The 21,288-nt window shown below is 55.0% G+C and carries 20 protein-coding genes; 15 read left to right on the top strand and 5 right to left on the bottom strand.

The features are described 5' to 3' along the window. Nucleotides 1-19 precede the first annotated feature (19 nt). Nucleotides 20-1,924 carry a M2 family metallopeptidase gene (locus tag E2H98_RS02670; RefSeq protein ID WP_133587538.1) on the bottom strand — a complete coding sequence of 635 codons (1,905 nt, stop codon included), beginning with the start codon at nt 1,922-1,924 and terminating at the stop codon, nt 20-22. Nucleotides 1,925-2,088: 164 nt separating this feature from the next. Between E2H98_RS02670 and nagZ the strand changes: the two genes are divergently transcribed. From nagZ to E2H98_RS02650, 4 genes are all read left to right on the top strand, one after another. Further along, nucleotides 2,089-3,096: a beta-N-acetylhexosaminidase gene (nagZ, locus tag E2H98_RS02665; RefSeq protein ID WP_133587536.1), complete on the top strand. Its 1,008-nt coding sequence runs from the start codon at nt 2,089-2,091 to the stop codon at nt 3,094-3,096. 27 nt (nt 3,097-3,123) lie between these two features. Beyond that, complete coding sequence (locus E2H98_RS02660) at nt 3,124-4,275, top strand: mechanosensitive ion channel family protein (RefSeq protein WP_133587534.1); 1,152 nt, start codon at nt 3,124-3,126, stop codon at nt 4,273-4,275. A gap of 19 nt (nt 4,276-4,294) precedes the next feature. Continuing rightward, nucleotides 4,295-5,026, top strand: coding sequence for a DUF4412 domain-containing protein (locus tag E2H98_RS02655; RefSeq protein WP_133587532.1), 732 nt, complete (start codon nt 4,295-4,297; stop codon nt 5,024-5,026). A 106-nt stretch (nt 5,027-5,132) separates the two neighbouring features. Next, on the top strand, nt 5,133-6,551 hold the full coding sequence (locus E2H98_RS02650) for a homospermidine synthase (RefSeq protein ID WP_133587530.1): 1,419 nt from the start codon (nt 5,133-5,135) through the stop codon (nt 6,549-6,551). 74 nt (nt 6,552-6,625) lie between these two features. Here E2H98_RS02650 and E2H98_RS02645 read toward each other — a convergent pair whose 3' ends face one another. Further along, nucleotides 6,626-6,928, bottom strand: coding sequence for a hypothetical protein (locus E2H98_RS02645; RefSeq protein WP_133587528.1), 303 nt, complete (start codon nt 6,926-6,928; stop codon nt 6,626-6,628). 2 nt (nt 6,929-6,930) lie between these two features. Then, the gene (locus E2H98_RS02640) at nt 6,931-7,494 is read right to left on the bottom strand and encodes a PilZ domain-containing protein (RefSeq protein ID WP_133587526.1); all 564 of its coding nucleotides are present in this window, start codon (nt 7,492-7,494) and stop codon (nt 6,931-6,933) included. Nucleotides 7,495-7,618: 124 nt separating this feature from the next. Between E2H98_RS02640 and E2H98_RS02635 the strand changes: the two genes are divergently transcribed. The 10 genes from E2H98_RS02635 to E2H98_RS02590 are packed head-to-tail and all read left to right on the top strand — an operon-like array spanning nt 7,619 to nt 17,134. After that, the gene (locus E2H98_RS02635; protein ID WP_133587524.1) at nt 7,619-8,866 is read left to right on the top strand and encodes a lipoprotein-releasing ABC transporter permease subunit; all 1,248 of its coding nucleotides are present in this window, start codon (nt 7,619-7,621) and stop codon (nt 8,864-8,866) included. Beyond that, nucleotides 8,859-9,539 (top strand): lipoprotein-releasing ABC transporter ATP-binding protein LolD, encoded by a 681-nt coding sequence (gene lolD, locus E2H98_RS02630; RefSeq protein WP_133587522.1) that lies wholly within the window; start codon nt 8,859-8,861, stop codon nt 9,537-9,539. The genes E2H98_RS02635 and lolD overlap by 8 nt, the downstream gene beginning before the upstream one ends. Nucleotides 9,540-9,566: 27 nt before the next feature. Further along, nucleotides 9,567-11,840: a DNA internalization-related competence protein ComEC/Rec2 gene (locus E2H98_RS02625; RefSeq protein WP_133587520.1), complete on the top strand. Its 2,274-nt coding sequence runs from the start codon at nt 9,567-9,569 to the stop codon at nt 11,838-11,840. A gap of 43 nt (nt 11,841-11,883) precedes the next feature. Next, the gene (locus E2H98_RS02620; RefSeq protein ID WP_408634810.1) at nt 11,884-12,513 is read left to right on the top strand and encodes a MotA/TolQ/ExbB proton channel family protein; all 630 of its coding nucleotides are present in this window, start codon (nt 11,884-11,886) and stop codon (nt 12,511-12,513) included. Beyond that, nucleotides 12,513-12,938: an ExbD/TolR family protein gene (locus E2H98_RS02615; RefSeq protein WP_232475454.1), complete on the top strand. Its 426-nt coding sequence runs from the start codon at nt 12,513-12,515 to the stop codon at nt 12,936-12,938. Before E2H98_RS02620 ends, E2H98_RS02615 begins: the two co-directional genes overlap by 1 nt. 12 nt (nt 12,939-12,950) lie before the next feature. After that, nucleotides 12,951-14,696 carry a lipid A export permease/ATP-binding protein MsbA gene (gene msbA / locus E2H98_RS02610; RefSeq protein WP_232475520.1) on the top strand — a complete coding sequence of 582 codons (1,746 nt, stop codon included), beginning with the start codon at nt 12,951-12,953 and terminating at the stop codon, nt 14,694-14,696. Between the two features lie 3 nt (nt 14,697-14,699). Then, nucleotides 14,700-15,680, top strand: a complete 981-nt coding sequence (gene lpxK, locus E2H98_RS02605) for a tetraacyldisaccharide 4'-kinase (RefSeq protein WP_133587516.1) — start codon at nt 14,700-14,702, stop codon at nt 15,678-15,680. Between the two features lie 10 nt (nt 15,681-15,690). Further along, complete coding sequence (locus tag E2H98_RS02600) at nt 15,691-15,870, top strand: Trm112 family protein (protein WP_133587514.1); 180 nt, start codon at nt 15,691-15,693, stop codon at nt 15,868-15,870. A gap of 16 nt (nt 15,871-15,886) precedes the next feature. Continuing rightward, entirely contained in the window at nt 15,887-16,633 is a 747-nt protein-coding gene (gene kdsB, locus E2H98_RS02595; RefSeq protein WP_133587512.1) for a 3-deoxy-manno-octulosonate cytidylyltransferase, read from the top strand. Nucleotides 16,634-16,645: 12 nt separating this feature from the next. Beyond that, entirely contained in the window at nt 16,646-17,134 is a 489-nt protein-coding gene (locus tag E2H98_RS02590) for a low molecular weight protein-tyrosine-phosphatase (RefSeq protein ID WP_133587510.1), read from the top strand. Between the two features lie 4 nt (nt 17,135-17,138). Here the strand turns inward: E2H98_RS02590 and E2H98_RS02585 are convergent, their stop codons facing one another. Further along, the gene (locus E2H98_RS02585; protein WP_133587508.1) at nt 17,139-18,572 is read right to left on the bottom strand and encodes a glycerol-3-phosphate dehydrogenase/oxidase; all 1,434 of its coding nucleotides are present in this window, start codon (nt 18,570-18,572) and stop codon (nt 17,139-17,141) included. Next, nucleotides 18,569-20,161, bottom strand: a complete 1,593-nt coding sequence (locus E2H98_RS02580) for an FAD-binding oxidoreductase (protein ID WP_133587506.1) — start codon at nt 20,159-20,161, stop codon at nt 18,569-18,571. The genes E2H98_RS02585 and E2H98_RS02580 overlap by 4 nt, the downstream gene beginning before the upstream one ends. 99 nt (nt 20,162-20,260) lie before the next feature. Between E2H98_RS02580 and E2H98_RS02575 the strand changes: the two genes are divergently transcribed. Then, nucleotides 20,261-21,259: an AraC family transcriptional regulator gene (locus E2H98_RS02575; RefSeq protein WP_162848142.1), complete on the top strand. Its 999-nt coding sequence runs from the start codon at nt 20,261-20,263 to the stop codon at nt 21,257-21,259. Nucleotides 21,260-21,288 lie beyond the last annotated feature (29 nt).

The following is a 21,288-nucleotide window of genomic DNA, read 5'->3' as shown; positions in this document are numbered from 1 at the left end:
AGTTAAGAAAAAATGAAGATTACCAGCCGCATTGACGTCCGACGTTTTGCTCGTCAAGCCAGGCTTTCAGTGGTGCAAAATACTGCTCGACAGCCGAGGCGTCCATTTCGCGTTGGCCGGTCATTTTTTCCAGTGCATCCTGCCACGGTTTGCTGGCGCCCATTTCCAGCATCGCGTTCAAACGTTCGCCGACTTCCTTGTTGCCGTAGAATGTGCAGCGATGCAAGGGACCGTCGTGGCCGGCCATCTTGCACATTTCCTTGTAGAACTGGAATTGCAGGATGTGGGCGAGGAAATAACGCGAGTACGGGACATTGCCCGGCACATGATATTTCGCGCCCGGATCAAAGGCATTGGCATCGCGGGCAATCGGCGCTTTGACGCCCTGATATTTTTCGCGTAATTGCCACCAACCGTCGTTGTATTGTGCCGGCGTCAGCTCACCATTGAAGACTTTCCAGCGCCATTGATCGACCAGCAGGCCAAACGGCAGGAACGCGACTTTATCGAGCGCCTGGCGCAGCAGAATCGCGACGTCTTCGCTGGCGTCCGGTTCTTTATCGAGCAGACCGATTTCGACCAGGTATTTTGGCGTGATGCCAAGGGCAACGGTATCGCCAATCGCTTCATGGAAGCCATCGTTGGCGCTGTCCATAAACAGGAACGGCTGGTTCTTGTAAGCGCGCTGATAATAGTTGTGGCCGAGCTCGTGATGAATGGTGACGAAATCTTCGGCATTCATCTTGATGCACATCTTGATGCGGATATCGTCCTGGTTGTCCAAATCCCAGGCCGAGGCATGGCAAACCACGTCACGATCGCGTGGTTTCAAAAACTGCGAACGCTGCCAAAACGTTTCCGGCAGCGGGGCAAAACCGAGTGAGCTGAAGAACGCTTCGCCAGCGAGAACCATTTTGCCTTCCGGCAGCGTTTTCGGGTCCAGCGTGTTGACGTTGTCGACGGTCAGTGTCGTCGGGTTGCCATATTTGGCGACGACCAGTTTGTCGAGATTGACGCTGCTGCCGATACCTTCAGGTTTCACCGCATCGTAAATATTGCCCCATTGCTGGGCCCACATATTGCCTAGCATATGGGCCGGAATAGGGCCGTTGGCCGGTACCACATCGCTGCCGTACTTTTCATTCAGTTTGGCGCGCACATGGCAGTGCAGGGCCTGATACAGCGGCTCAACCTGACCCCAGAGGCGGTCCAATTCCTTGGCGAAATCATCGGCCGGCATATCGTATTTCGAGCGCCAGAGCGCGCCGACATCGTTGTAGCCGAGTTCTTTCGCGCCTTCGTTGGCGATGTTGACCAGACGTACATAATCTTCACGCATCGCTGGCGACACCGAGTGCCAGCCGCTCCAGGCTTCCAGACGTTCGGCTGGCGTGCTGTCGGCTGAGCTGATTTGATCTTCGAGCTGACCAAGGCTGAAGCAGGTCTCTTTGCCATCCACTGATTTGCAGTATTTTCCAGCGCCGTATTGATTGTTCAGCTTGGTGGCAATTTTCGCCAGTTCACTGGTTTTCTCGGCATCGGAAGGTGCTGGCAGGGTCAGCGCCAGACGGATTTTTTCCAGTTTCCGGGCCGTGACCGGCGGCAGATTCATGCCAATAAACTGTTTCGACTGATTGGCAAACTCGACGCCTTTGGCGATGAATTTCTCGTTGGCATCGGCAGCCAGCTTTTCGCTATCGACCGTGATGTAGGTTTCCGCGACCCACGCGGCCGCTTGGGCTTCCAGGTTCAGTTTCAGCAGTTCGGCTTCAGCATGGTTGACGAATTGCTCGGCATCGGCGGCGGTTACGCCTTCGGCCTGCACTGGCGAGTTTTCCATTTTCTCGCTCTGACAGGCGGTGAGCGTCAGCGCAATGGTGACGGCAACAACAGTGGGTAGAAATCGTTTGGTCGGTAACAACATCGAAGGGGCTCCCTGATGGACAGAAGTGGCGATTATACGGAAGTGCCGCCACGACAGCCGGCCGCCTTGCGCTGCGGCGCAGCATGAAAGCCCTGAAGTGACCGGCCAAATCCGTTAAAATGCCCGGTTTTACTCCCATCGATCAGAGAACTAGCAGGTAAATCATGCGGCTTGGACCGTTAATGCTGGATTTGCAGGGCCCGTCAATCAGCGCCGAAGAAGCGGAACTTCTGGCCCATCCGGTCACCGGCGCGGTGATTTTGTTCAGTCGCAATATCGAAACGCCCGAACAGGTCAGTGCGCTATGTGACGATATTCGTCGTAAAGCCAAAAGACCGCTGCTGATCGCCGTCGATCAGGAAGGGGGACGGGTGCAACGCTTGAAAGAAGGTTTTTCACGCCTGCCACCGATGCGCGAGATTGCCGCCGCCAGTTTTACCGAGGCGGCGATCAAAAGAGCCGAAGTGCTAGGCTGGTTAATGGCGGCCGAAGTGCGCGCCGTCGGTTGCGATATCAGTTTTGCGCCGGTGCTCGACCTCGATTTCGGCCACAGTGAAGTCATTGGCGATCGCAGCTTCGGCCGTGAACCGGAACAAGTTGTCGCGTTGATTGCGGCGTTTTTGCGTGGTATGCAGCAGGCCGGTATGGCCGGCACCGGCAAGCATTTTCCCGGTCATGGTTTTGTCGCTGCCGATTCGCATACCGAAGTGCCGGTCGACCGGCGCGCTTTGGCAGAGATCGAAAATGATTGCCTGAAACCGTTCCGAATGTTGAGTAACGCGCTCGGTGCGGTGATGCCGGCGCATATCATTTATCCGGAAGTCGATGATCGGCCGGCCGGTTTTTCGCCGGTTTGGTTGCAACAGATTTTGCGCCAGGATCTCGGTTTCAACGGCTGTATTTTTTCCGATGATTTGGCGATGAAAGGCGCCACGGTCGTTGGCGATTTTCGCACCCGTGCCGAAGCCGCGCTCAGTGCCGGTTGTGACATGGTGCTGGTCTGCAATGATCGTCAGGGCGCGATCGACGTATTGCAATCTTTACCGCATACCATTGCGCGCGAGCAGGAAGCGCGAATTGTCTCGCTTTGTCGGCAACAACCGGCTGTTTCGCTCGCGGAATTACGAGCGCAACGCCGTTGGCAGCAAGCCCAGCCGTTCTTGCGTGCTTGAATGAACGAATAACAAAGGAGATCTGTTTTGCCTACGTTCAGCGAAATGATTGATTGGGTGATTGCTCAGTCCGGTGTCGCCGCCTGGATTGGTGGTGTCACGGTCATTATTCTGTTGACTGCGGTGGTGCATTGGATATGGCGCATCATCGACCTGAAGATCAAAACCAAGTTTGATGCCACCGAATCGGTTTGGGATGACGCCGTCTGGGGCGCGATTTACAAACCGATCACCGTGTCGATTTGGCTCGCCGGTATTGCGCTGTCGCTGAAATACGCCTTCGCCGACAATGTCGCCGTCGTCAATCAGGCCATCTCGACGATTCGCGATATCGGTATTGTGCTGATGCTCGGCTGGTTTCTGCTGCGTCTGACCAATCGTGTCAGCCTTCGTCTGGTCGAAAAATCGAAAGAACCTAGCGAAGAAAGTCGTCTCGACCAAACCACCATCGAAGCCGTTGGCAAACTGACCAAAGTCTGTATTTTTATCATTACCGGCCTGGTGTTGCTGCAAACCGTTGGCTTTTCCATTTCCGGTGTGTTGGCGTTTGGTGGTATCGGTGGTTTGGCGATTTCGTTTGCCGCCAAGGATATGCTGGCCAACTTCTTCGGCGGATTTTTCCTGTATATGGATCGGCCATTTGTCGTCGGTGATTACATTCGTTCACCGGATCGCGAAGTTGAGGGGACGGTTGAATACATCGGTTGGCGCATTACCCGCATCAGCACCATCGACATGCGGCCGTTGTACGTGCCGAACTCGACGTTCACCACGATTTCGGTGGAGAACGTCACTCGCATGACCAATCGCCGTATTCGTGAAACCGTTGGTATTCGCTACGAAGACAAGCATCGGATGCTGGCGATCATCAGCGACATCCGCGACATGATGCGCGCCCATCCGGAACTGGTGAACGAAGAAGCCACCAACGCCTATTTCAATTCATTTGGCGATTCCTCGCTGAACATCCTGTTCAATGCGCTGACCACGGTTACCAGTTGGACCGATTTCAATCGGGTCAAACATGACGTGCTGCTGAATATTCTCAATATCGTGCACAAGCATGGTGCTGATGTCGCCTTCCCGACTCGTACGCTGCTGATTGAAAAAATGGCAGTCAGCGAAAAAGCCGCCGAGCAGGAAGAAGAGCACGAACAACCGGCGCACGGCGCCGATTAACGATAAGGACAACCACACAATGAAACATTCCGCTGTCTTGTTGTCGCTGTTCGTTGGTGTTACCAGCGCCGATGTCAAACTGCAATACGTAACTGGTGACGGGGAAAAATCCCGCACGGTGACGATGCAACTGGCCGACGGCAAACTGCGCACCGATCTCGATGACAGCGGTTACACGATTTGGGATCGGAATAGTCAGTCGTTCACCCATGTTATGCATGAGCGTAAGCGTTACCTGACCGTTGACAAGGCGACGCTGAATCAGCTGATTCAGATGGCCAGCGGCATGATGGCCATGCTTGGCCAGAGTAACCCGGAACTGGCCGAGGCGCAGCGCGAAGCCGAGAAACATCGCGAGCTGAACATGACCGATCGCAAAGACAAAGTCGCCGGCATGGAATGCCAGGTTTTCAGCTTGCTGGAAAACGGCAAGCCGGAAGCGGAAATGTGCATGGTACGCGCCAAGGCCTTGAAGCTGTCAGACGATGAGCTGCAGACCTTTCGTTCGCTGGCCGCGTTTGGCCAGTCATTGGCACAGTCGCTACTCGGCCAGAAAATGGGCAAGCAGCCGGAATGGCTGCAGGGTATTGCCAGCGATTGGTTTCCGGTCCGCTACAGCCGTTTCGAGGCGGACAGCAAAGTCACCGATATGGAATTGGTGCAACTGAATCAGCAGGCTGTACCAGCCGAGATGCTGGCGCCGCCGCAGGATTATCAGCAAATGGAGCTGCCGATACGTTTCGGCCGCTAGACGCAGGCCCGCGGCTTCGGGCGACAGCTCAGGCTGCAGATGCTAAGCTTTCCGCGCCCGTCGTGCCGATGGGTGCTTTTATGTTCCCAGGAGGTTCTTGATCGAAATGAACGACTTCGTCAAACACGCCCGTGCGCCGGGCAATATGGTTATTGTCGGTTTTGGCTCGATAGGGCAAGGGGGGTTGCCGTTGATACTGCGGCATATCGAAATCAAACCGGAACAAATCACCATAATCACGGCCGACGAGCGTGGTGCAGACGAAGCCAAAGCCTATGGCATTCGTTTCATTCAAACCCCTTTGACCCGCGACAATTACCAGAGCGAACTCGATACGCTGATCCATCGCGGTGATTTTCTGGTCAATCTGTCGGTGGATGTTTCCTCGGTCGCACTGATCGAGTTTTGCCAGGCGCGCGGCGCAATGTATATCGACACCTGCATCGAACCCTGGGCCGGCGGTTACACTGACCCGAACAAACCGTTTTCTGCTCGCTCGAATTACGCGCTGCGCGAGAAAATGCTGGCGTTGAAAGAAAAGTATCCGAATGGCCCAACGGCTGTCGTGGCGCAAGGCGCCAATCCGGGCATGGTTTCGCACTTGGTCAAACAGGCGCTGATCAATCTGCAAAAAGATATTCTCGGCACGGACACGATTCCGAAAACCCGTGAGCAATGGGGAAAGCTTGCACAGAAACTCAATATCGAAGTGATTCATATCGCCGAGCGCGATACCCAAATCACCGACAAGCCGAAGCAGATGGGCGAATTCGTCAACACCTGGTCCTGCGATGGCTTTGTCAGCGAAGGCAGCCAACCAGCGGAACTGGGTTGGGGCACGCATGAAAAACATTTTCCGAAAGATGGTGGTCGCCACGAATCCGGATGCGACGCCTCGATCTATTTGAAACGTCCAGGCGCAACGGTAAAGGTGCGCACCTGGACGCCGAACTACGGTCATTTCCACGGCTTTCTGATCACTCACAATGAAGCGATTTCGATCGCCGATTACTTCACGCTGCGCGACAGCGGCAAAGTGATCTATCGGCCGACCTGTCATTACGCTTATCACCCTTGCGATAACGCCGTGATGTCCTTGCACGAATTCAACGGCAAGAATTTCCAGATGCAGGAACGCCAGCGCGTGATGCGCGATGAAATCATCGACGGCATGGATGAGCTCGGTGTGTTGCTCGCCGGCCACAAGAAAAACGCCTATTGGTATGGCTCGCAACTGACCATTCAGGAAGCGCGAGAATTGGCGCCGTTCAATGGCCCGACGAGCCTGCAGGTGACCTGCGCGGTGCTGGCCGGCATTGTCTGGGCGATTGAAAATCCGAAGGCAGGAATTGTTGAATCCGATGAAATGGATTTCCAGCGCAATATGGAGGTGATGCTGCCGTATCTGGGGCCGGTTATCGGCCAGTACACCGACTGGACACCGCTGCATGAGCGCGGCGAACTGTACGAGGAAGATGTCGACAATGACTACGCCTGGCAGTTCAAGAATGTGCGTGTCGTCTAAGCTTTATCCTGATAAAAAATGCCCGCAAAAGCGGGTATTTTTGTAGGTCCGGATTTGTCCGGACAAGCAAGGTCTCAAGGTTGCTCTTCGACCACCGTTTCCGGCTTGCGCTTGTGTATCAACACCGTATGCACCACATGGTCGTATTCAAAATAGACGATAAATTTTTCGTAATGCCAGCGTGAAATCGGCGGCTCACCGACCGGTTCGGTGCGATCCAGCGGTGCGCCAAATACGCGCTCGACGTCGGCTTTCAGCATGCTTTTGTGCGGCCGCTTGACCTCTTCATTGCCCTGTTCGGAAATCGGGATTTTCAGCTCTTCGGCGATGATGGCCGGACTGGCGGCAAGCAGCGTGATTAACAGGTATCGAAACATGATTAGTCCTCGCTTTTCTGACTGCGGCGTTGCTGGGCCTGCACATGCAGTGTGTGGCGGATAATGGCATCGCGATCATGCTCGCTGATGCGGGTAATTTCGGCGCCGACCCAGTTTTGATCGTGGTGCGTACTACACCAGACCACCCGCGCGCGAAACGAGACGCAGACGGCAGAACTGAGCAAAACCGCATAAGCATCAAAGAGCTTGCCCAGCGCCATTGGTTCCGGCACCGGAAAACCGATGCCATTGCCACTTAGCATCACCTCCATCGTCCGGTAGTGATCGGAAGCATTCTGCAGCACCAGTTGCCGGGCAATCAGCTCGATTTTCTGATTCAGTGCATGCAGGTACTGGCCGAGATCGCGGGATTTTTCCTGCAGCGCGTGCAGCAGGTTCTGGTGTTCCGCGTCGATACGGTGCATATCATGAAACAACGATTGGCCGAGTAGCAGGGACAACGGATGCCGTGTTTCGGCCTGCTCATCGGCGGCATCGAACCAGCAGAAGGCGATGCGGTCGCGAATCCGGAAGTAGCGTCGGCGGTCATCGTGTTCGCTAAACATGGCAAGCTATCCAGGGCGTTCTGTCCTTGCTTTAGCCTAGCATGATTTGGGAAGATGCCGGCCTTGTGCCGGCAGGCTGCCACGCTGCATCCGTGCCGCACACCCGTAGCTGACGAGTGTGTCTATGTTTCGCCCTTTTTCGTTTTTTGTCGGATTGCGCTACACCCGTGCCAAGCGGCGCAATCATTTCATTTCCTTTATCTCCATCGTCTCGATTGGCGGTATCGCGCTTGGCGTCACGGTACTGATCACGGTCATGTCGGTCATGAACGGATTCGAGCGCGAACTACGCACCCGTATTCTCGGCATGGCGCCGCATATCATCGTCAGCAACCGCGACAATCAGGTCGAGGATTGGGCGACGCTGCAGCAGCAACTGGCGACCGAGCCGGGAGTGCTGGCGACGGCACCATTCGTCACCGCCCAAGGCATGTTCCGCCATGCTGGCTACAACCGTTTTGGTTTGATTCAGGGCGTGTTGCCGGAGCAGGAAACGCAAGTGTCCATCGTTGGCGAGCACATGGTCACCGGCGCCGTGGACGCGTTGAAACCGGGCGAATTTGGCATCGTGCTCGGCCAGGTGTTGGCCGACAGCTTTGGCGTCCGGGTTGGCGACAACATCACGATTATCATTCCGGAAGCGACAACGATCGGCGCCGCCGGTGTTGTGCCGCGCCAGCGCCGCTTTACCGTGGTCGGCACGTTTGAAGTGCGCGCGGAAATGGATAGCTCGATGGCGATGGTCCATATGCGCGATTTGCAGGCCATGCTGCGCATGGGCGAAGCCGTGACCGGCATTCGTTTGAAAATCGAGCAAGTGCTGCAGGCACCGGCGAAAGCGATGCAGATACAAACGAACCTGCCGATGAGTCATTACACCAATGACTGGACCCGCAGTTACGGCCCGCTGTTCCGGGCCGTGAAAATGGAAAAAACCATGATGTTCGTGCTGCTGACGTTCATCATCGCGGTAGCGGCATTCAATATCATTTCAACGCTGGTCATGGTCGTCACCGACAAACAAAGCGATATCGCGATTCTCCGGACACTAGGCGCCAGTCCCGGCCATATCATGGCGATATTCATGGTGCAGGGGTTGGTCAACGGTTTGTTTGGTACCTTGCTCGGTTTGGCCGGCGGTATCGCGCTCAGTTTGAACCTGGCCGATATGGTTGCCTGGATTGAGCAGGCATTCGGTGTCGTGTTGATGCCGGGCGATGTGTATTTCGTTGGCTTCCTGCCGAGTGAGCTGGAAAGCGCCGATGTATTCAATGTGGGTCTGACGGCATTTTTGATGAGTTTGTTGTCGACGATTTACCCGGCCTGGCGGGCCTCGAAAGTGAAACCGGCGGAGGCCCTGCGTTATGAGTGAAATCATTATCCACGCCGAAAAGCTGCGCAAGGTATTCAGCGAAGGTGGCCTGCGTGTGCAGGTGCTGAACGATATCGACTTCAAGGTGCATCAAGGTGAGCGCATCGCCATTGTCGGTGCTTCCGGTTCTGGCAAAAGCACCTTGCTGCATGTGCTCGGCGGTCTCGATTCGCCGAGCGAAGGCTCGGTGCTGGTCGCCGGCAAAAACATGCACACAATGTCGGCGAAAGCGCAAGGTAATTGGCGCAATCAGCATCTCGGCTTTGTTTACCAGTTTCATCATCTGTTGCCGGAATTCACAGCGCTGGAGAATGTCGCGATGCCGTTGCTGATTCGTGGTGAGTCCATTGAGTCGGCACGCGAGCAGGCGCAACGCACGATTGCCGAAGTGGGATTAAGTCAGCGCGAAAAACATAAGCCGGGTGAGTTATCCGGCGGTGAACGTCAGCGTATCGCCTTGGCGCGTGCGTTGGTGACCCGACCGCGTTGTGTCCTCGCCGATGAACCGACGGGTAACCTGGACTCAAAAACTGCCGACGCGGTTTACTCGCTGATGCTGGAGCTGAATCAGGTTCATGGCACCAGTTTTATTGTCGTCACTCACGATATGAGTTTGGCAAGACGAATGGACCGGGTTTATCAGTTGCAGGACGGGGTTTTGCACGCGCAATAACTGGATGCCTCTCACAAGGACGTGAGCATGATTATTGGAACCCTGTTGGCTTTGGTGGCGGTGTTGGCGCTGGTTCTGCAGCCCGCACCACTTTCGATGGTTACGGTTTCTTTCATAACGTTACCGTTGTTGTCGGCTGGTTGGTATTGGCGTCGTTGGCGTTCTGTATTGTGGTTACCTGCGTTGATGCTGATCAGCGCCAATGCTCACTTTCATTGGCGCACCAGTCTGAAACTTCCCGAACAATGGTCGCAAGCACCGGTACAACTGCAAGGCGTGATTGCCTCCGTGCCGGAGCAATTCGAGCGCGGCCAGCGTTTCTTTTTCGATGTCGAAAAAGTTAATCAACAAACTCTTTCTTGGTCGCAACAATTCCGTTTGCGGCTTTCCCATTACGCGCCAGAAGTACAGCTTCATGCCGGGCAACGCTGGCAATTTCAAGCCAAGCTGAAATCGGCGCACGGCACGCTCAATTTTCACGGTTTTGATTACGAGCGTTGGTTGTTTGCCCATCACGTGGTTGGCTCCGGTTATGTGCAACTCGAGCACAGCAAATGGCTTGCGGAGAATCCGTGGTCGTTGAATCGCTGGCGCGAAACGCTTTCCAGCAAGTTGTCAGCCATGCAGTTTTCCCATCAGGGCCTGATCGAAGGCATCACGATAGGCCTCGACGAAGCCATTCCGCCGTCGCGCTGGGATGTTTATCGCGATACCGGCACGATTCATCTGGTGGTCATTTCCGGCATGCACCTGACCTTGGTGGCTATGCTGATTGGTCTTGTGGTTGGGCGTTGCTGGCGTTTCTCTGCGCGGCTTTGTCTGTGGCTGCCGGCGCCGCGCGTAGCATTGATCGCCGGTTTTGTCGGCGCGCTGTTCTATGCAGGTATCGCCGGTTTTTCGATCGCGACGGTGCGCAGCTTGTGGATGCTGCTTGTTGTCGTCGCGGCCTTGCTGTTGCACAAGCGTTTGGCTCTGTTCGATATCGTCGCGCTGGCAGTGCTGGCGATGTTGCTGGTTGATCCGTGCGCGGTTTTGGAAAGTGGTTTCTGGTTGTCGTTTACCGCGGTCGTGGTGTTGCTGGCTTTGGCGCGTGGCCGCTTGCATCGACAGCGCTGGTGGTGGCAGGCGATTACGCTGCAATTGGCGTTGAGTTTGGCAATGTTGCCGCTGACCGTTTGGCAATTCGGTTCGGCTTCACTGATTTCGCCGCTGAGTAATTTGTTGGCGGTGCCTTGGGTCAGTTTTGTTTCAACGCCGCTGGCGTTGCTCGGCATGTTGCTGCTGAGTTTTTCCGAAACCTTGGCCTGGCCGTTTCTGGCCTTGGCCAATCTCAGTCTGCAATGGTTTGATTTGGCGATGGACTTGTTCATGCAACTGCCACAGGCGCGTTGGCAACCGGCTTTGCACAATCCCTGGATGTGGTTATTGCCGGCGTTGACGGTGGTGCTGTGGTTGATGCCATGGACACCGTGGAGGCGTTTGACCGCGTTGTTGTTGCTGCCGTTTGCGCTGTTACTTTGGCGAACGCCGATACCGCCGTCGACCTTGCAGGTATTCGATGTCGGCCAGGGCACGGCACTGGCGATTCACAGCGGCGAACATTTGCTGGTCTACGATACCGGCCCGCGCAGCGAAAAATTCGACAGCGGCACGCAGGTGGTTGCGCCGCATTTGCGGGCCTTGGGATTTACCGGCATTGATTTGTTGATGGTTTCCCATGCCGATCTGGATCACGCCGGCGGCCTGCCTGGCTTATTGCAGCAAATGCCTGTGCGGCAAGTGCTGCTGGGCGAAGCGATTGAAGGAATCGCAGCGGAGCCATGCCGCGCCGGCCAGCGATTTCAACTGGGTGAGATTCAGGTTGAGGTGTTGTATCCGTTCGCTAGCGAACAGGGCAATGCCGCCTCCTGTGTCGTGCGAGCGAAGCTCAATGGCATGTCGATACTGTTGACCGGCGATATCAGCCGGCGCGAGGAAGCGCGCTTGCTGGCCAGAAACATCGATTTATCTGCCGATATCCTGCTGGTGCCGCATCATGGCAGCAATGGTTCCAGTTCGGCCAAGTTTTTGGCGGCCGTTTCGCCAAAGCTCTCAATTATCAGCGCCGGCTACCGCAATGCCCATCGTCATCCGCGCCCGGAAGTGCTGGAACGATTGTCTGCCGTTGGCGGTCAGACGCTGAACACGGCCGGGCAGGGCGCGCTGCGCATCGAGCTCTCTGATGGTCAATACCGGATTGAGGCAGCGCGAAATACGCCACGGATCTGGCGTTCCCGCGTAGAGCCGCCGGGGGGCCTGTGATAAAGTGTCGCGGCTTTGAGAAATCCCGTCTAAGAGGTTGATTGTGCTCACATTGTTTGCTGCTGGTGGCTGGGTCATGTACCCGCTGTTGCTGTGTTCGATTATTGCCATTGCGATTGCCACCGAGCGCTTCTGGTTTTTGCGTCCGACCCGCGTTGCGCCAAAACATCTGGTTGCCCAGGTCTGGAACTGGATTCGCAAGGAAGAGCTGACCAAAGAACGCTTGAAAGAACTGCGGATGAGCTCTCCGCTCGGTGAACTGCTGGCCGCCGGTTACGCCGTGCATCATCGTGGCCGCGAGGCGGTCAAACAGAACATGGCCGAAACCGGTCGTCGCATCGTCATCGAAATGGAGCGCTTTCTGAGCACACTCGGCTCCATTGCGATGGCCGCCCCATTGCTGGGTCTGCTCGGCACCGTGCTCGGCATGATCCGGATGTTCAACTCGGCCAGCCAAACCGGCTTGGGCAACGCCGAAGCGCTGGCTGCCGGTATCGGTGAAGCATTGATCACCACGGCTGCCGGTTTGCTGATCGCCATTCCAACGACGTTTTTGTATCGCTGGCTGCAACGCCGTATCGATGAACTCGTTTGCCTGATGGAAGCGGAAGCGACCAAGATGGTCGAGGCGCTGTTCCCGATTGATATGAACGACGGCAAGGCAGGCGCCTGATGCTATTGGAATCGCGCCATCGCAATCGCGATGAGCTGAATATCAACCTGACGCCGCTGATCGACGTCATCCTGACGCTGATCATTTTTTTCATGATCTCGACCCGGTTCAACCGCGACACCCAAATCGAGCTGAATTTGCCGGAAGCGGATGGGCCGCAGATGGCGGTTGAACAACAAATCGTCGAGATCTCGATTGATGCCAGCGGTAATATTTTCGTCAATGGTCAGCCATTGGTGAATAATCAACTCGACACGGTCAAACGCGCGGTTGAAGACGTGTCGGAAGGTGACAACACCCGGCCGATGGTGATCAGTGCCGACGAGAAAGCACCATTCCAGGCCGTCGTCACCGCGATGGATGCCGCCGGTCAATTGGGATTTGCCAAACAGAAAATCGCCACCCAATCACCGAAACAAGGTTGATGCTCCGTGCATATGCCGCCGATCAAAGAAAGCACATGGAAAACCTATAAGCGTCTTTTCGGTTATTTGAAACCGTATCGCTGGATGTTTGTTGGCGGCATTATCACCGGCGCGCTATTTTCGGCGGTGGATGTCACGATCATCGATGGCATGCAACGGGTTATCGACGAAGGATTTGTCGAACAGGACGAAAGGTTTCTGTACAAGCTACCACTGTATTTGATCATCGCGATGGTGCTGCGCAGTCTGTTCAATTTCATGTCCGAGTATGCGATGGGCCTGGTTGGCCGCGGCATCATGCATGACATTCGCATGCAGTTGTTCGGCAAATACCTGACGCTTCCAGCCAGTTTTTTTGACGCCCGCACTGGCGGTGAAATTGTGTCGACGATGACCTATAACGTCGAACGAATCGGCACTTCGGTGTCGGACGCTATCAAGGACTTGGTCCGCGATCTGTTTCTGATCATCGGCGCCATTGGCCTGATTTTTTATCATTCCTGGCAGCTTGGTCTGATTTTCTTTATCGGCGGTCCGTTGGTGGCCTGGGTGTTGCGGGCGGCGTCGAAGCGCTTCAAGGAAATCTCGCGCAAACTGCAGAACACGATGAGTGATGTCACGCAAGTGACCTCAGAGGCATTTCAAGGTTATCGAACGATCAAAACCTTCTCCGGTGAATCACAGGAAACCCAATCGTTTTATCGGGCCTCGAATGCCAATCGCCGCCAACAATTACGCATGGTAATCACCAAGTCGATCAGTTCGTCGCTGGTCTATTCGATTGCCGGATTGGCCTTGGCTGGCGTCATTCTGGTCTCGGCCGATTTGATTTTGAGCGGCAAGCTGACACCGGGCGGTTTCACTGTGTGCTTCACGGCGATGGCGAGCCTCAGCAAGCCGCTGAAGACCATCAGCTCGATGAACGTGATCATTCAGCAAGCAGTGGCTGCCGCCCAAAGTATTTTCGCGATTCTTGATCGCCCGGATGAACCGGATTCCGGTACCGTTGCGGTTGAGCGGGCGCGTGGCGATATCGAGTTCAAATCCTTGACGTTCAATTACCCGAGCAATCAACAGCCGGTATTGCGCGACATTCATTTTCATGTGCCGCAAGGCAAGTCCTATGCGTTGGTCGGTAAATCCGGCAGCGGCAAATCAACGATCACCAATCTATTGCTACGGTTTTATCCGGTGCAACCTGGGCAGATTCTGCTTGATGGCCGTTCGATTGAGGAATACCAACTCAGTGATTTCCGCAAACAGTTTGCCTTGGTATCACAGCATGTGACGTTGTTCGACGATACGGTGCGCAACAATATTGCTTACGGTATCAATATTGATGCCAGTGAAGAACGCATCATCGAAGTGGCGCGCCAGGCCAATGCCTGGGAGTTCATCCAGAAACTGCCACAAGGGCTCGATACCATTGTTGGCGACAACGGTACCAATCTTTCTGGTGGTCAGCGTCAGCGTATCGCCATCGCTCGTGCCTTGTTGAAGGATGCGCCGGTATTGATCCTCGATGAAGCGACCTCGGCGCTCGACAATGAATCCGAACGTCTGGTGCAAAACGCGCTTGATGAGCTGATGCGTAATCGCACCACGATCGTCATCGCCCATCGCTTGTCGACGATTGAAAAGGCCGATCAGATCCTGCTGCTGCATGAAGGCCAGATCATCGAGCAAGGCACGCATCAGGAATTGCTGGCGATGCAGGGCGAATACGCCAAACTGCATGCCAATCAGTTTCGAGATTAAACCTTGAGCATTGAGCGGCACTGGTACGGCCCGGCCAGACGGTTGTGGTGGTTGTGGCCATTGCAATGGCTGTTCGCGTTGTTGACCGCTTTACGGCGCCAGCTTTATCGCTGGCATTTGCTGCCTTCGTTTCGGGCGCCGGTTCCGGTTGTGGTAATTGGCAACATCACGGTCGGTGGCAGCGGCAAGACGCCATTGGTCGTCGCCTTGATCGAACATCTGAAGCAACAGCGATACAAACCGGGTGTTGTTTCACGCGGCTATGGCGGCAAGGCCGACAATTATCCTTATGTCGTTTCCGGACAATCGTCAGCAACACAATGCGGTGATGAACCGCTGCTGATTTACCAGCGCACGCAAGTGCCGGTCGTCGTTGATCCGAATCGCGTTAGTGCTGCCCAGAAATTGCTGGAACTTGGTTGCGATATCATTCTCAGCGATGACGGCTTGCAGCATTATGCGTTGGGCCGTGATATCGAAATTGTCGTTGTCGATGCGGTTCGCCAATTCGGCAATCGGCAGTTGCTGCCGGCCGGTCCGCTACGCGAGCCGATTCGGCGTTTGCGCCGTGCTGATTTGGTTATCTGTAATGGCGCTGTTTTGCCGGCCATTTCCGAGCACGGTTTCGCGCTCGATCTGCAGCAAGCGGTGTCATTGCATTCTCGCCAACAGCAAAAGCCGTTGTCGTCTTTTCGCGGTCGGCCCGTGCACGCGTTTGCCGGTATTGGACATCCGCAGCGTTTTTTCGACGCGCTGAAAGTTCAGGATTTGCAAGTGATCGCCCATCCACAAGCGGATCATCAGGCTTATCGCCGCGAGCAATTCCGCGATTTATCCGGCGTCATACTGATGACCGAGAAAGACGCGGTAAAATGCCGAGACTTCAGCCTGGAAAGCGCCTGGTACGTGCCGGTCGAGGCGCGCTTTCTGTCAGGCTTTCTGCAAGCGTTCGATAGCCGGCTGGCAACACTGAGCAAGCCGTAAAGGAGCCATCATGGACAAAAAATTACTCGATATCCTGGCCTGTCCGCTGTGCAAGGGCCGGCTGGAATATGACAAGAGCAATAAAGAATTGATCTGCCATTTCGATCGATTGGCCTTTCCGATACGCGATGGCATTCCGGTGATGCTCGAAGACGAAGCGCGCGAACTCTCATCTGACGAGCGCCGCTGAAAGGAGATTAAGCATCATGTCTTTCGTTGTCATTATCCCGGCCCGTTATGCCTCAACTCGCCTGCCTGGCAAACCGTTGGCTGATATCGCCGGCAAACCAATGATTCAGCACGTTTACGAATGTGCCAAACAATCGTCAGCGGCTCGCGTTGTCGTTGCCACCGATGATCAGCGCGTGTATACGGCAGTCGAGCAATTCGGCGGCGAAGTCGTCATGACTGCCACGACGCACGAATCCGGCAGCGACCGGCTGAACGAGGCCTGCAGCAAGCTGGCACTATCGGCCGACACGATCATCGTCAACGTCCAGGGCGATGAGCCATTGATTCCATCGGTCGTTATCGATCAGGTTGCGAACAATCTGGCAGCGCGTCCTGAGTTTGGCATGGCGACCTTGTCAGCGCCGATTGAACCGGCGCAATTGTTCGAAGCCAGTGTCGTCAAAGTGGTTGCCGATAAAAATGGCCGGGCGCTGTATTTTTCCCGCTCGGCGATTCCATTTTCCCGCAAGGATTTTCCGAACACGCCGACGGATGTTTCACTTTGGCAGCGTCATATCGGCATCTACGCTTATCGGGTCAGTTTTCTGCAGCAGTTTGTCCAATGGTCGCCAGCACCGATCGAACAATGTGAATCACTGGAGCAACTGCGCGCGTTGTATAACGGCGGCAATATTCATATCGAAAGCGCTGTCGAAGTCCCTGCAACCGGTGTCGATACCCCGGAGGATTTGCAGCGGGTACAGGCTTATTTTCGCCGCTAACGGAGTTCAGGGATGAGTATTAGGGAAATAGGCGTATTGTTTGTTTGCACCGGCAATATTTGCCGTTCACCGACGGCGCATGGAGTCATGCAGACATTGCTGAAAGAACAGGGACTGTTGCCACAAATCCGTGTCGATTCGGCCGGTGTTTCCGGTTACCACGTGGGCGAGCGACCTGACCCGCGCAGTCAGTCAGCAGCAAAAAATCGTGGTTATGACTTGTCGAAACTGCGTGCGCGCAAACTACACGAAAACGATTTTTCCAGCTTTCATTATTTGATCGCCATGGACCGTGGCCATTTGCAACATATGCAGAAGTTGTTTGAGACTGACGAGCGCGAGAGGCTGCATCTGCTGATGCACTTTGCCCCGGAATTGAGCAAGGATGATGTTGCCGACCCATATTATGGACCGGTTAATGGCTTTGAGCGTGTGCTCGATGACATCGAAGCTGGCTGCCGCGGTTTGCTGCAGTTCATCCGTCAACGGCATGGCATTTGAGTGATTAGCTTGCAACGGGAGCATAGCTGCGCTGCCAGATCTGCAAATAACGTAGCTGTTCCTGTTGCCAACGTTGATCTGACCATTGCCAGCGTTGCTGAAGCAAAGGTCTCAGCGCTTCCAATTCCCTGAGCCCTCCATTTCTTAAAGTGTTGCCCAAACGGCTACGACGCAGCAGGAAATCATCCAGGTGCCTGACTTGATAGTCGCAGCCTGAAACAGCAATTCGACCCACGCTGCGCTGTGCATCCGGTTTCTTGGTCGTTCTATCCGGTGCAGGTCGTTGAATGTTGTGCTTTTTACCAATCTCAGTAGCAACTTCGCCAAGCAGTTTTTCGGCACTGGCCAAAAATGTTGTCAGCTTGCCGCCTTTCAGTTGGCTGTAACCCGGTTGATGGCGAATGACCAGCTCGCGTGAGATGTCGTCTGCGCTGATAGCACCATCATCAACGGTGGGGCGCACACCCGCCATGGTCGATAGACAATCGCTTGGCCGCCAATCCCGGTAAGGGAAATGATGTTGCAAAGCGCATTGCAGATAAGCCGATTCATTCACGGAAATGTGCGGCTCAGTGGTCATTCCCGCTGTGTGCCCCACATCGGTAGTGCCAAACAAAGTGCAACCCTGCCAGGGCATCGCGTAGACATAGCGGCCATCGTCCGGATGTTTGAAAGCCAGTGCCTGCGAGCAAGGGAACAGATGAAACGGCAGCACCCAGTGCGAGCCGCGCAGCGGTTTCAGCCGTAGAGTTTCTGACAATGCATGATGCAATCCCTGCCAGGCTCCGGTTGCCTCAACAATATGCCTGGCACGAATCTCCGTGCATTCTCCGTTCAGTTCATCGCGGACGTTTACGCCAATGACTTTGTCGTGCTGGAACAATAGCTCTGTTGCAGTGACATAATTTTGCGCCAATCCGCCACAGGCTTCGGCTCGCTTCAAGACTTCAATCACCAATCCGGCGTCATCGCTGGCGGCATCGAGATACGATAACGATGAGAGGTTTTCGACACTGCTAATCTCGGGAAAGATCTCGGCAATCATTTTAAACGTATCGCGACTTTTGCGTCCGGCGAAGACGTCGTATAGCCAGAGGCCGAGCGAGTGACTGATCGGTGCTTGCCGGCGAAAGGGTAAGTGGAAGCGTAGCGATTCGATTGCGGGGAACAAAGCGCGTAGGTTTTCGCGCTCGCGCACCGCTTCTCGGGTCAGTCGCCAATGCCCTTGTGGCAAATAACGCAAACCACCGTGAATCAGTTTCGATGAGCGACTGGAGCTGCCGTAAGCAAAATCGCTTTGCTCAATCAATGCCGCCCGCCAACCATTCAGCGACGCCAACCAGAGTAATCCTGCGCCACTGATGCCACCGCCAATAATCAGCAGATCGAGGCCATGCTGGCAATGGTCAAAAAATTGTTCGCGCGCCAAGTCGCTCATATCAGATTGCCATTGGCAAACAATCCATCCGGATCACCGGCCTTGATGAGATGGCGCAGTAGCTGACTCCCACCTTCGCCCAGTTCTTTGCCGAGCCAGGGCAGATGATCTTTGCCGACGCCATGCTGATGGCTGAGTGTGCCGCCATGGGCTTGTATCGTATCGGTGACCGCCGTTTTCAGTTTCCGCCAGCGAGCAAGATTATGTTGATAGTCTTCACTCAAACGGAAAACAAATGTGCTGTAGACGCTGCAACCGCTGGCATAGACATGTGAAAGATGCGAGTAAGCGAGCACGCGCTCCTGCTCTGCCGCGAATTGTTCACGCGCGACCTGTTCAATCGCTTGCATCGCTGGCGTCACTTGCGACCATGGTAACGCCGTTTCCACCGTGTCGATGGCATAGCCAAGTGACCATAAGGTGTTGCGCAAATAAACGTTGCGAAAACGGTTTTTGCGCCAGGCCTGGCCAATCGTTTCGCCGGTGTTTTGCACGGACAAAGGTTTCAGTATTGCCATCGCTTGCGCGAGCATGTTGCGCACCTGTTTCGCCTCTCCAGTCAAACCCAGCAGCATCAAACAGGGCTGGTTGCTGCCGAGTCGCCAACGTAGAAATTTGCGCAGATAGTAAATGGCGCGTGTATGACCGGCCATGCGTAGATTGATATCCGTTTCCAGGCTGTTTGATAAACGCAGCATCGAGAACGGCAGATCAGATTGCGCCAACAGACGCGCACCGGTGATGGCTTGTTGCCAATCAGGAAAGAATAACGCCAAAAATTTTTCACTTTCCGGCTTGGGTCGCACGCGCAGCCAAGCTTGATGAATGACGCCTAGCCTACCTTCGGAACCGAGCAGCAGATGTTTCAGGTCCGGACCCGCTGATGAGGCTGGAAACGGCTGACATTCGATATCGTGTTCAGCAGTGATGGCCGCGCCGCCAGCAAACAATTGTTCGATACGGCCATACAGATGACTTTGCTGACCGGATGAGCGGGTCGCAATCCAACCGCCAACTGTCGAGTATTCGAATGATTGCGGGAAATGCCCGAGTGTGTATCCATGACGGGCCAATTGCGCTTCCAGTAACGGGCCGGAACAACCGGCTTCCACCAACGCCAGCCGATCATCGGCTCGAAACTCCAGCAATCGGCAAAGTTTGCGCAAATCAATCGTCAGGCTCGGACGTGAATCATCGGCTGGTGCAAAATGGCCCGCGACACTGGTGCCGCCACCAAACGGAATAACACGCGCATTACGCTGTCGGCCGATACGAATAAGCTCCCGCAATTCCGTTTCCGATTCCGGTGTAGCGACCGCATCCGTCGCGTACTGGCATTGACCGAACCGGCGTTGCAGCCAGTCCGGTAGACTTTGACCATAGCTGCAACGTAAACGACTTTCGGCATCGGTACTGATGCCAGAAACCGGTTTTGCCCAGGTGCTGGTTTGCATTTGCACGAGGGTTTCGCCGAGCTTGGCATCGTGCAGCGTTGGGCCGCTGCCCAAGGCTTCTTGCAGATAAAGTCGTGCCGTTTCCGGTAACGGATAGTCAATGCTGGCGTCGCCCCAGCCATTCCAGCGCTGCATCAAGTGCCTCTCGTGCTTTTCATCAACTGACACATGCTAAGTGCTGCCCGAGTCGTTACACTTGCGCAAACCGGCAAGGGGATTTGTGGAAAAACGCCAATGTCAGGAAGGGTCGCCTGGAAGTACGCCAGTGCTGCGCTCGAATGTGCCGAATCGTTCGGCATCGAACACGCCAAGCTGATTAACGCCGCATCGTTGCGATTGGCGCAAATGGACGATGAGGGTGAGATTTCTGTTGTCCAGTACAGAAAGTTGCTGCAGACGGCAGTGCAGCTCAGCGGTGACATGCGCTTTGGTTTACAACTCGGGCAAACCTTTACCCTAGGCCATTACGCACACTACGGATTGTTGCTGATGAGCAGTCGCCATCTTGGCGATGCGATGCATCAGGTCATGCGTTTTGAATCGCTGGCTCATGAGCTTGGCCATTCTTCATTGATTGTTGATGGTGAGCGTGCGCGTTACGTGTGGGCGCGTAGCGAATTTGTTGCTGATGTCGATCCGATTCTGAGTGAAAGCGTATTTGCCGGTATCGCGCATTTTGTTCGTTGGCTATTGCAAGCAGAGGTAACGGCTGATCAAATCAGCTTCGAACATGCGGCGATCAATGCTGAATCGGATTATCAGCAGGTGTTCAATTGCCCGGTGCAATTCAATGCCGGTGAAAACAGCATTCATTTTGCTGCCAAGTTGTTGTTGCAGCCGATACGCCATGCCGATCCGCAATGGCAAGCGGTGCTGGTCGAACAGGCCGAGCGGCGTTTGCAGGAGCGGGCGCAGCAGCATCATTACAGCGCCCAGGTGATGCATCATCTGGAGGACATGCTCGCACTCGGTCACGCTGAGCTGGAACACGTTGCGCAGAAGATGTGCGTCAGTGAACGCAGTTTGCAGCGTCATCTGCAGTCAGAAAACACCAGCTTTCAACGCGTGCTGGAAGAAACCCGCAAGCGCCTGGCGCAGCGCTGGCTGAAAGAGACGAAATTACCGCTGACGGAAATTGCTTTTTTGCTGGCGTATCAAGAGCAGAGTTCGTTCACCAATGCCTTCAAGAACTGGTTTGGTATGACGCCGAGTCAGTGGCGTAAGCAGCAATAACGACAGGTAACAAAAAACCCCGCATTGCG

This window comes from Permianibacter aggregans, assembly GCF_009756665.1.
Lineage (GTDB): Bacteria > Pseudomonadota > Gammaproteobacteria > Enterobacterales > Permianibacteraceae > Permianibacter > Permianibacter aggregans.
The sequence above is the reverse complement of the archived record's forward strand: the minus strand, read 5'-3'. Positions and strand labels throughout refer to the sequence as shown.